Here is an 11682-nt window from a genome sequence, read left to right on the forward strand (position 1 = left end):
GCACACGTTAACATATTTTCCGAAAAAAAGAGAGACTCTTTTTTTTTAGATTCGACCTTGAACGATTATTTTGTGATTTTTACATAGATTCGTCAAATGTTGGTTTGGATTTAGTGCCTGTATTGTTATCCCGGTACTGTCCAGGGGTCATCCCTTCCTGTTTACGGAAAGATCGAATGAAATTCTGAGAATTGTTGTATCTTAATTTGGCTGCAATATCTTTGATCGGCATATCGGTTTCCTGCAGCCATTTTTTCGCCATTTTAAATCGGTACATCGTTAAATATTCGCTGAAATAGTATTGGGTCTCCTTACGGAAGACACTGCTGATATAGTTGGCGTTGTAATGCAGCCGAGAAGCGCATTCTTCCAAGGTTAGATCCGTATCATATTCATGTTGGATCAGATCAATGATTTTCTCAGAGATGTTTTGGTATTGGGCATTTTGCCTGCTGATAAAAATTTTGATCATCGGGTAAATGACCATGCTCCAGAACCAATCCTCAATCTCAGCCACGGTATGAAGGTCATGCAATTCCTCAAAAATAGAGCCATTAGCATGATAGATCTGATTTAAGCTAATGCCCGATTCCTGCATCATAATGAGCAAGTTATTGAGTAAGCGGGTCAACGGGATTTGATATTCCTGTGGTGAAAGCTCAAGGGCAAAAATAGATTTAAAAAGCAAATGAATCAGTTCCTTGGCTTTATCCGTTTCAGCCAGCTTGATAGCATCCATTAGATCGTTTTCTTTATGCGTAGGGTAGTTCAAGTTCAGATAATGTTTGCCGGAGTTAATGTTCTCATATTGAATAATAACCCCTTTGCCAAGCTTAATGCGATGTTTCAGTGCTTCTAGACCTTCTCTGTAGGCGATGGCTAGTTTATCGAAGGCGTTGAAGGGAAGGCTCAGCCCAATACTCACCTGCACCTTTAGATAATTATTTATTTCTTGCTGCAGCTTCTCCGTTAACGAATACAGTGTCTTATGAAAAGACTGGGTATCGCAGTCTGGACTGCCCAATAATACGACTACCGCATGGTCCATGATTACAGGAGCCAGCCGTTGTTCAGGACAGATTAACTCTTCGATCATATTGTGGGCAGCGAACAATAAGAGGCTGAGATCTTTTTTCTCATAGCTGGAATCCTCGGCATAATCAATAGACAACGTAATTACTGCCATGGTTTTCCATTCTTCAAGCTGTGTTTGGTAGCCGAATTGCCCTAATTCTTCGAGCAAATCACGTTTCTTAACATTTCCGTGGAAGGCATTGATCAGAAAAAACGTTCGCACCTGCTGAAAGTGTTGCCGGACTTCTTTTTCCAGCTGTGATTTGGATTGGAACAAAGAATGAACTTGTTCTCCTATAATCTGAAATTCATTGCGATGTCTCGATTTAATATCCGGTTTGCGTTGGCCCATCTGATTAAGCAGTCTTTCGATAGGGGTGTACATACGTCTGGAACCGATCCATGCCAGAAGAATGGAGAACAAGAGCATAATGGTGCACACGATTATCGTAAACATCCCGATTTTATTGGACTCCTTCGTCAAGCTTTCCATAGAAGTAACCGATAGATAAACCCAGCCATTTAACTGAGAACGCATGAAAGTGACGGAGTAATTCTTTTTATTGATCACAGTCTTGAACTGTCCGGATTGTTTAGAAGGATCAGAGATTAAAGGGACTTCTTTAAATCCGCCTTGCTCTTTAGGTTTTCCGATTAAGCTGGTATCCGGATGGAGCAGGAAGCGGCCAGCTTGATCCAGAACGATAATGTCATCGAGTGGCTGCACATCTGAATTAATGAAATCCTGAAGACTGCAGACCGGAATATTAGCTAGGGCAAGCCCATATTTTTGCAGCTTATTGGTGGGAAGCTTTTTGATAAGACTAATGCTGTAATTGCAGCCAGTGACGTTAATGCTCTCCTCGCTATAAAATAAGGACGACGGATTCAAAATCCATGAAGTATCGTCAGCTATATTCATTAGATTAGAGAGTTGCGCGTGGTTTTTGTATTCATTCAGACGGTAGACGCCTGAATTTTTGATCATCCAGTTCTGCTGCTGATTGAGCAGGATGACATCCTCCAGTTTCGTATCGAAGGATTGCATATTGCGGATTTCGTTTCTTAAATCATTATATAAAATGAAATCGGTTTCATTTAAAGGGTTATTTAGTGCTTTTTTTAATACACTAGAGTTGATCACTTGGTTTAATGTTTGATTGACAGTTGTTAACTTATGTTCTACATTTGAGGTGATTTGTAATATAAGTTCCATTTTACTGTTGTTTACGTTCTTTTGGATCTCATTAGATGATGTGAAATAGGAAAAAGAACCGATGAATATCACCGGCAACGTGCTAATTACAAAGGCAAAAATCGTTAATTTACTTAAAAAGCTTAATGGTCTCACGGGGCTCAGCACCTTTACTTATGTAGAAGTAGACACTTGTTCTTAGTGTATGAAACCTGGTGGAAAATAACAATAATCATCTCGTTCTGTAATAATCATTAACCCTAATTATGACTACAAAATGGAAAATCTTCAAGCTGTAGGGTGAAAATCCTTACAATACCTTAGGAGGCTGTAGAAATGTTTAGACAATTTTTGTGTAGAAGGGCAACGTTTTGTTTCTGCTTATTTTTCATGCTTGTTTTCCCTATGTTAAGCGCTTGCAGTGATGGAAAGTCAGCTGGTTCTGTACTGCAAGAAGCTCGCCCGAACATCTCGATCTTGGCACCCCTTCATTTTCCACAGCAGCCTTCAAAAAAGATTATAGCTGAGATTGAAAGATTAACAGGGGTGGAGCTTGATATCACGTGGGTGCCTGAGGGTGTTTATACCGATAAAATGAACACGGCGTTGACCACTAATTCCTTGGGAAAAGTCACCTTTGTGAAGTTCTCAGATTATAATCTGGTGAAAAACGCCATCCGTTCTGAAGCATTTTGGGAGATCGGCCCATATCTTCAGGAGTTCCCCAATCTTAAAGCACTGGACCCCGCTATTCTTAAACAGACCGCTGTAGATGGAAAGATCTACGGCCTATATACAGAACGCCCTTCCTCCAGACAGGGTGTCATTATACGTAAGGATTGGCTGGACAATCTTCATTTAAGCAATCCACAGACCTTAGATGATCTATATGAAGTAATGAGGCAATTTACATATAACGATCCGGATCAGAATGGCAAACAAGATACCCTTGGATTAGTCGATCGTAATGATCTTGTTTATGGTGTATTTAAGACACTAAGCTCTTATTTTGGCACACCAAATAATTGGAAGCTAGAGAATCATCAATTTGTTCCGGAATTCGTAACAGCGGAGTATATGAACACAATGAATTTTATGAAGAAATTATATGATGAAAAAATCATAAATCAGGACTTTGCTCTTACCAGTAAAGAGGTTCAACGCGATAAATTCATTAACGGAATCGCTGGTGTGTTTATTGGCAGCATGACTGATGTGCAGCGGTTGTCAATTGAAGCTCAAGCATACAATCCAAAGGCTGAACTTACCCTGATCAATCGTATCGAGGGGCCTGATGGATATAAAGTGTGGTCTATCCCCAATTACAACGGACTGTATCTCTTTTCCAAAAAGTCCATTGCCACAGAGGAGGAGCTTCGGCAGGTGCTTGGATTTTTTGATCGGACCATGGATAAAGATGTAGCCAATATAATGATGTATGGCTTTGAGGGGCGGCATTATAAGCTTGAAGGCGGCAAGATTATCCTTCCCGAGGAAACCTCACAACTGCGGGTACAGGAAGTGAATCCGCTATATGCTTTAATGATCGCGGACATTAGTAATAAAAACATTATGGAAGTGGCTCAGAAGGAGCAATTAACCTCTCTAGCAGATCAGCTGAGTAAAGATAATGAATCTTTTCTGGTCGATGACCCGACAGTTTCTCTGAGCTCATCTACTTTTGATGAGAAGAATATGGAGTTATCTACAATCATTGTGGATGCTACATATAACTATATATTAGGTAATATTACCGTCGAGGGATTCCAGCAAGAGGTTGAGAAATGGAGAGCTCGTGGAGGCAATCTTATTATTAAGGAATATGCTGAGGCTGAGTTTGGGACAGAAAAGTAAATAGGTTAAAAAGGTTTTGATCCACTGCGGATAATGCGGTGGATTTTTTTGTGCTGCGATATCACGATAATCATTTGCTCAGATCCCTTTCAGAACACGCCGTTATGGGGAAATGATTGTTTTCGTAACCTTGCCGACGATGTAACGTGGAACTCGTAACCAATACAAATTATGGAGGTCAAAATGGTATGAAGAAGAAATCCTTCACCATGTTGTTAACAGCACTGTTAACATTCAGCACATTGTTAGCTGGATGCGGTGGTAACAACAATAACAAAGAAGAAGCAGCAGCCCCAACTACAAGTGCAGAGAACACTACGAAGGTGGAAGAGACTGAAGCACCTAAAGAGGAACCTACAGAAATCAAAATCATGCTTCCATTGAATACATCAGAGACTCCGCCTGATACGATTAAGAATGAACTTGAGAAATTGACCAACACGAAGCTGACTTATCAATTTTTTCCGGCTGATACTTATGAAGAAAAACTGAATTCATCTTTTGCAACGGGTTCATTACCGCAAGTAACATATTTGAAGAATCAGACAACCTTCATTCAGATGAAAGAAGCGATAAAAGACGGACAATTCTGGGAAATCGGTCCACTATTAAGCGAATTTCCGAATTTGAGCAAATTGAAACCAGAAATTCTTAATAACACGAAAGTAGATGACAAGCTTTATACCCTATATATCGGGCGTCCACTTGCACGCCAAGGGATCATTTACCGCAAAGACTGGGCAGATAAATTAGGACTTGCTGCACCAGCTAATGTAGATGAATTATTTGAAATGGCTAAAGCCTTCACAGAACAAGATCCAGACGGTAATGGAAAGAAAGATACTACCGGTATTATTGACCGTAATGAGTTGACCTATGGAGCTTTCAAAACTGTTTCGTCTTGGTTCGGAACACCGAATACCTGGGGTGAGAAGGATGGCAAATTAGCGCCTGAATTTACCTTCGATGAATATTTCGACACAATGGATTTTTTCAAAAAAGCTCGTGATGGCGGATACATTAATCAAGATTTCGCTGCCACCAGTAAAACGGATGCAGTAAATATGTTTAAGGCTGGAAAGGGTGGACTCTATATTGGGGGCTCCATGCAAGATATTGATTCCCTCAATAAAGATACTATTAAGAATAACCCTGACGCTGTTTTGGATGCGCATAGTATGGTTGCAAGTCCAGATGGGAAATATGCTCAATGGATGATTCCAGGCTATAACAATGTTGTCTTGTTCCCGAAATCTGCTGTCAAGGATGAGGCAGAGCTGAAGAAGATTCTTGCTTTCTTTGATCAAATGATGACTCCAGAAGTAGCTAATTTGATGTATTGGGGAATTGAAGGTACTCACTATACCGTTGAAGACGGTAAAGCGAAAGCTGCAGACGACAAAGAATTGATTGAACGTGAAGTAAAGGGATATAAGGACAGCGTTATCGGCGAAGCTGAAACCAATGGAATGTACGAAAACTATAACACGCTGCCAGGAAGAATTCATGCAGATCAATTGGTTCTTGAGAATGTCAAAGTTGGTGTAGCGGATCCAACAGCTGCTATGGATTCGGCTACCTATACAGAAAAAGGCGTAGAGCTTCAACAGATTATTACAGATGCAACCTATAAATATATTTATGGTCAGATTGACAAGGCTGGATTTGAGAAGGAAGTAGAGAACTGGAAGAGCCGTGGTGGAGATAAGATTATTGAAGAATACAACGCGTTATACAAAAAATAGTAACCCGTACTGGAATAGTTAAGCGACAAATTGTAGCTGAAAAGGTTGTTGATCTTGTTTCAACAACCTTTTCTATTCCTCACTGGGTTCAGAAATATCGTGTTTGAATAAAGAAGGAGAAAGGAAGAATATCATGCAGGAAGTCACCGCACAGCCCAGCTCAGCTCCTCAAATGAATCCTAAGCCTGAAATTTATAAAAGCAGCAGCGAACTGAAAAAGCGGCTGTGGAGAAATAAATGGCTCTACGTCATGCTAACTCCGGGAGTACTGTATTTTCTGATTTTTAAATATCTTCCAATGTACGGATTAATTATCTCATTTCAGGATTACAAACCCTATCAAGGGATCAACGGTAGTGATTGGGTAGGGATGAAGCATTTCAGCAGGTTGTTCACAGAGCCGGATTTCTTAAATATATTAGTGAACACACTTATTCTTTTCGGATTAAATATTCTTATCTATTTCCCGATGCCGATTATTCTTGCCCTGATGTTAAATGAACTTCAAGGCAGCTTTTTCAAAAGAACCTTTCAGACGATCTTCTATTTGCCCCATTTTCTGTCATTGGTTATCATCGTCTCCATTTCTTATGTAATGGTCACGATGGATGGAGGGATTATCAACGAGCTGCTTGTCTATTTTGGCTTTGAACCAATCAATTTCCTGCTTAATCCAGGGTGGTTCAGGCCCATGTATATTATTCAGGTGATTTGGAGAGAAGCAGGTTGGGGAACGATTATTTATCTAGCTTCCATAGCTGCGATTGACCCAGGGCTTTATGAAGCATCGCGTATGGACGGAGCTGGAAGACTTAGACAAGTCTGGCATATCACTCTTCCAGCGATTAGAGGCGTAATTATTACATTATTTATTCTGAAAATTGGTTCCGTTCTTGATCTTGGATTTGAACATGTATATCTGCTACTTAACTCCATGAATCGAGAAGTTGCGGAAATTATCGATACGTATGTATATACTGCTGGTTTGAGACAAGGGCAGTTTAGTTACAGTACAGCTATTGGATTCTTTAAATCGATTGTAGGCTTTGTAATGGTGATGATGGTGAATAAATTATCCAAGAAAATGGGAGAAGAAGGCGTTTATTGATATTTTGTGGGAGGAATCGAAATGGTAGAAGATAAAACAATCAGTGGTAGAATCTTTTCTGCTATAAACTTTACGCTGCTTGCGATCATTGCTTTAATTACTGTGCTTCCCCTTGTTCACGTTGTAGCAGGCTCTTTCACAACGAGTGCAGAACTAGCTTCTAGCAAATTTGTACTGATTCCAAAGGTATGGAGTCTGGAAGCGTACAAGTTCATCTTTTCGACGAATACAATATTTAAAGCCATGGGTGTTTCCATTGGTGTCACGGCAATTGGTTCTATTTTTAGTTTGTTTATAACTTCTTTGATGGCCTACGCTCTTACCAGAAAAGATCTGGATGGTCGTAAAGTGGTTAACTTCATGGTCGTGTTCACCATGCTTTTTCATGGTGGGATGATTCCAACGTTCCTCGTGGTGAAGGAATTAGGACTAATTGACACGTACGCATCACTGATCCTACCGTCAGCGATTAGTGCCTTTAATATGATCATTTTGAGAAACTTTTTCCAAAATATACCTGAAGGTTTGGAGGAATCGGCCAAAATTGATGGTTGTAACGATTTTGGAATATTATTTCGGATTGTATTGCCACTATCCTTACCTGCGTTAGCGACTATCGGATTGTTCTATGCGGTAACGTATTGGAATACCTACATGAATGCGATTCTGTATTTGAATGATAGTGCGAAATGGCCAATACAGGTTCTGCTCAGACAAATTGTCGTCCTTGCCAGCGGTATGGATCACAGCGCTACACTGGATGCTGCTGTTCCACCGCCAGATCAATCAATTAAAATGGCTGTTATCGTTGTAGCTACCTTACCAATAGTTTGTGTGTATCCGTTCCTGCAAAAGCATTTTGCCAAAGGTGCCATGTTGGGTTCTATGAAGGGCTAGCAAGAAAGAGAGAGACTATACTTAGGGGAGGAGCTTCGAGATGACTGTACAGATACCTACAACGCCGATAGAGTGGGCAAAAAAAGCTTGCGATTCACTAATGGATACTTACAGGGCGGGAGAGCTTCCCCCCGCGCATCGATGGCACTATCATCAGGGTGTATTTCTGTGTGGCATGGAGCTTTTGTGGAATGCTTATCAAGAAGACCGTTATATCAACTATATTCAGGAATATGTAGATGATTTGGTGGATGAATACGGGAACTTTTATTTTGCACGTGATGAGCTGGATGCGGTTCAAGCAGGACAGCTACTATTCACTCTTTATGAACGGACAGGCAAACTTAAGTATCGTATTGCAGCAGAGAAGCTAAGAAATTTACTGCTCACACTAAATAAAACCTCTGAGGGCGGGTATTGGCACAAGGATAAGTACGCCAACCAAATGTGGTTGGATGGACTTTATATGGCAGGCGTATTCTCCTTGAAATATGCTAATGTCTACGATGAACCAAGCTTGCGTGAAACGGTCCTTCATCAGGAAATGTTAATGCGCAAGCATATGAAGGATGAGACAACGGGTTTGTTATACCATGCCTGGGATGAGAGCCGGCGGATGCCTTGGTCGAATCCGGAGACGGGTTGTTCACCGGAGTTCTGGAGCCGATCATTAGGATGGTATGGTCTCGCCTTATCGCAATTTCTGGATCTGTTACCTTCCCATGATTCAGCCCGGACAGAGCTGTCTACTACGCTGAGAGATTTTGTGGATGCACTTATTCGTTACCAAGATCAAAAAAGTGGACTTTGGTATCAAGTCGTAGATAAGGGACATGAGCCAGATAATTGGCTGGAGACTTCAGGGTCATGTTTGTTCGTCTATACGATTGCCAAAGCCGTGAAGCATGGCGTTGTAAGTGATGTGACTATCGCTACAGCTGCCGCTAAAAAAGGATATGAAGGGTTAACCAAAGTAATCCAGTGGGATGAGCATAACCGATTAGTTCTGCCGGACATTTGTATCGGTACCTCAGCTGGAGATTACGAGAGTTACGTGACTCGGCCTAAGGTTAAAAATGATCTGCATGGTGTGGGCGCATTGGTGATGGCTTGTGTTGAAATACAGTCAATGCTCCAAGACTGAATCGCTCCGTATCCTTACTAAACAATGACTTGATTCTCTGAGATTGCAGAGAATCAAGTCGTATTATTTTATGTACAAAGTAATCCTTAAATCGGGTGAACCTATTTATAGTTTTTGAGCTCTTAAATTTATAAATATTTTGGGGGTTGGGATGAAGAAATCACAGTGGGCAATTCAAACGGCAGACTCTATTATGGCGCGGACACCGAAGCTTTATGAAGATAAAGGCTACAAAGGAAGCTGGACCTACGATTATGGCGTGGTATTGAACGGTTTTGAATGGCTTTGGAAGCAGACCGGTGATTCGAAGTATCTGCAGTTCATTCAAGATAATATGGACTACTTTATTCAGGAAGATGGCAGTGTCAAGGGCTACCACCTAGAGGAGTATAACATCGATCATATTAACAACGGAAAATTATTATTGACTCTATATAAAGAAACGAAGCAGGAAAAATACAAAAAAGCGGCTGCTCTACTTAGAAAGCAACTTGAGACCCATCCGCGAACCTCGGAAGGTGCTTTTTGGCATAAAAATATATATCCCTATCAGATTTGGTTAGATGGACTTTATATGGGCGCTCCTTTTTATTTAGCCTACTTGCTAGCTTTTGAAGAAGGAAAGGGACTTGGGGATGTAACTAAACAATTTATCTTGTGTGAGAAGCATACGAAAGATCCGGTAACAGGTCTGCTATATCATGCATGGGATGAACAGCGTATTCAACCTTGGTGCGACCCTGAAACAGGACTTTCGCCTAACTTTTGGGCCCGTTCACTTGGCTGGTATCTCATGGCATTGGTTGATGTTCTGGAATTGCTGCCTAGTGAGCACTCAGATTATCCAGAGCTGGTACGAATACTAAATGATACCTTAACTGCGGTGAAGAAATATCAGGATAAGGAATCCGGGGTCTGGTATCAAGTGATTAATCTAGGGGAACGCAAAGGAAATTATCTTGAGGCCTCTGCTTCAAGTATGATCGTGTATGCCATGGCTAAAGGTATCCGATTAGGCGTGTTAAACGCTGGATGGTACGAAACATTAGATCTGGCTCAACAAGGACTTATCTCGGAGTTTGTACTAGAAACCAAAGAAGAATGGGTCAATTTAAATAAGAATTGCCAAGTAGCAGGATTAGGTGGAGTGGACCAACGTGACGGTACTTTCGCTTATTACATTAGCGAGCCTATTGTCACTAACGACCAAAAAGGTGTGGGTGCTTTCCTTCAGGCCTGTGTGGAATACGAACAATTAAGAGGCTGGATCTGATATAGAACAGGGAGGCTTATGAATGTTGATCTACAATATTGAGGATTTTGGAGCGCTTAAGAATAGTAAAAAGTTAGCGACAGAAGCGATAACGCGTGCAATTGAAGCGGCAAATAAAGCCGGTGGAGGAACCGTTTATGTGCCGGCTGGTACGTTCTTAACCGGTGCAATTCATATGAAAAGCAATATCGAATTGAATTTAAATCCTGGTGCCATTCTTTCATTCAGTACGAACCCGGAGGATTACCCTGCAGTGGAATGCAGATGGGAAGGAGTGAAGCAGCAGGTTCATTCACCTTGTATTTATGGAAGAGAGTTAGTTAATGTATCGATCACTGGCAGCGGAATGATTAACGGAAATGGTGAACTCTGGTGGGATAAGTTTCGGAACCGCCGGGAAGAGCTGCAGTATCCCCGGCCGACTCTAATCGGCTTGGACAGCTGTCAGCGGGTAACCCTTAAAGATATCGCGCTGGTCAATTCTCCAAGCTGGACCGTTAATCCGATAGGCTGTTACAATGTGACTATTGATAATATTTCCATTCTGAACCCGGCGGACTCTCCAAATACAGATGGTATTAATCCAGAGTCTTGCACCAATGTGCGAATTAGCAATTGCAATATTGATGTCGGTGATGACTGCATAGCGATCAAGGCAGGAACTGAGGATACCAAAGAACGAGTTCCTTGTGAGAATATTACGATCACCAACTGCACTATGGTACATGGACACGGGGGTGTCGTACTCGGTAGTGAAATGAGTGGAGATATTCGTAATGTCACGATTAGTAATTGTGTGTTTAAACAAACCGATCGTGGAATCCGGATGAAATCAAGACGGGGACGCGGGGGAGCGATTGAAGATATTCGGATCAGCAATATTGTAATGGAGGACGTTATTTGTCCGTTTACTCTAAATCTATATTATTTCTGTGGACCACGCGGAAAAGAAAAATATGTGTGGGATAAAAATCCTTATCCGATTACAGAGGAAACGCCGTGTTTTAGACGCATTCATTTTGCCAATATTACCGCACGTAATGTTCATGCCGCAGCGGGTTTCTTATACGGGCTTGCGGAGCAGTATGTATCCGAGATTACGTTTACTAATGTGGACATCTCCATGGCGACGAATGCAATTCCCGGCCATCCAGACATGATGACAGGGATCGAAAACATGAATAATCGCGGGTTTTTCCTCGGGAATGCAAGAGATGTCCAATTTCATCAGGTGACGATTGAGAACCATGAAGGGCCTGCTTTTTACATTGAAAATGGAGAAGCTGTAGAGATCATAAATTGTCGATCAAAAAACACGAAGAAGCCGGAAAAATTAGTAGAACAAGCTACAGTGTCACCTGAAGAACAGAATGTCTGTCCATAAGAGAGAGT

The 11682-nt window shown here is 41.3% G+C and carries 8 protein-coding genes; 7 read left to right on the top strand and 1 reads right to left on the bottom strand.

Annotation, left to right across the window (positions count from 1 at the left end; genetic code table 11):
• Positions 1-79: 79 nt before the first annotated feature.
• Entirely contained in the window at positions 80-2425 is a 2346-nt protein-coding gene (locus tag PODO_RS09465; RefSeq protein WP_038569731.1) for a helix-turn-helix domain-containing protein, read from the bottom strand.
• A gap of 180 nt (positions 2426-2605) precedes the next feature.
• Between PODO_RS09465 and PODO_RS09470 the strand changes: the two genes are divergently transcribed.
• From PODO_RS09470 to PODO_RS09500, 7 genes are all read left to right on the top strand, one after another.
• Positions 2606-4123 carry an extracellular solute-binding protein gene (locus PODO_RS09470; RefSeq protein ID WP_052096924.1) on the top strand — a complete coding sequence of 506 codons (1518 nt, stop codon included), beginning with the start codon at positions 2606-2608 and terminating at the stop codon, positions 4121-4123.
• A 188-nt stretch (positions 4124-4311) separates the two neighbouring features.
• Positions 4312-5868, top strand: coding sequence for an extracellular solute-binding protein (locus tag PODO_RS09475; RefSeq protein WP_036679248.1), 1557 nt, complete (start codon positions 4312-4314; stop codon positions 5866-5868).
• Between the two features lie 133 nt (positions 5869-6001).
• Entirely contained in the window at positions 6002-6976 is a 975-nt protein-coding gene (locus PODO_RS09480; protein WP_036679252.1) for an ABC transporter permease, read from the top strand.
• Positions 6977-6997: 21 nt separating this feature from the next.
• Positions 6998-7873, top strand: a complete 876-nt coding sequence (locus PODO_RS09485) for a carbohydrate ABC transporter permease (protein ID WP_036679255.1) — start codon at positions 6998-7000, stop codon at positions 7871-7873.
• A gap of 40 nt (positions 7874-7913) precedes the next feature.
• Positions 7914-9017, top strand: coding sequence for a glycoside hydrolase family 88/105 protein (locus PODO_RS09490; protein WP_036679257.1), 1104 nt, complete (start codon positions 7914-7916; stop codon positions 9015-9017).
• A gap of 151 nt (positions 9018-9168) precedes the next feature.
• Positions 9169-10290 (top strand): glycoside hydrolase family 88/105 protein, encoded by a 1122-nt coding sequence (locus tag PODO_RS09495; protein WP_036679258.1) that lies wholly within the window; start codon positions 9169-9171, stop codon positions 10288-10290.
• A gap of 22 nt (positions 10291-10312) precedes the next feature.
• Positions 10313-11674, top strand: a complete 1362-nt coding sequence (locus PODO_RS09500) for a glycoside hydrolase family 28 protein (protein WP_038569737.1) — start codon at positions 10313-10315, stop codon at positions 11672-11674.
• The last annotated feature ends 8 nt before the right edge of the window (positions 11675-11682 follow it).

The sequence above is a fragment of the Paenibacillus odorifer genome (assembly GCF_000758725.1).
In the GTDB taxonomy this organism is placed as follows: Bacteria; Bacillota; Bacilli; order Paenibacillales; family Paenibacillaceae; genus Paenibacillus_AQ; species Paenibacillus_AQ odorifer.

What these genes read in the sequence shown, in the direction of transcription:
- PODO_RS09470 (WP_052096924.1), top strand. Translation starts at nt 2,606, where the DNA reads ATGTTTAGACAATTTTTGTGTAGAAGGGCAACGTTTTGTTTCTGCTTA.
- PODO_RS09475 (WP_036679248.1), top strand. Translation starts at nt 4,312, where the DNA reads ATGAAGAAGAAATCCTTCACCATGTTGTTAACAGCACTGTTAACATTC.
- PODO_RS09480 (WP_036679252.1), top strand. Translation starts at nt 6,002, where the DNA reads ATGCAGGAAGTCACCGCACAGCCCAGCTCAGCTCCTCAAATGAATCCT.
- PODO_RS09485 (WP_036679255.1), top strand. Translation starts at nt 6,998, where the DNA reads ATGGTAGAAGATAAAACAATCAGTGGTAGAATCTTTTCTGCTATAAAC.
- PODO_RS09490 (WP_036679257.1), top strand. Translation starts at nt 7,914, where the DNA reads ATGACTGTACAGATACCTACAACGCCGATAGAGTGGGCAAAAAAAGCT.
- PODO_RS09495 (WP_036679258.1), top strand. Translation starts at nt 9,169, where the DNA reads ATGAAGAAATCACAGTGGGCAATTCAAACGGCAGACTCTATTATGGCG.
- PODO_RS09500 (WP_038569737.1), top strand. Translation starts at nt 10,313, where the DNA reads ATGTTGATCTACAATATTGAGGATTTTGGAGCGCTTAAGAATAGTAAA.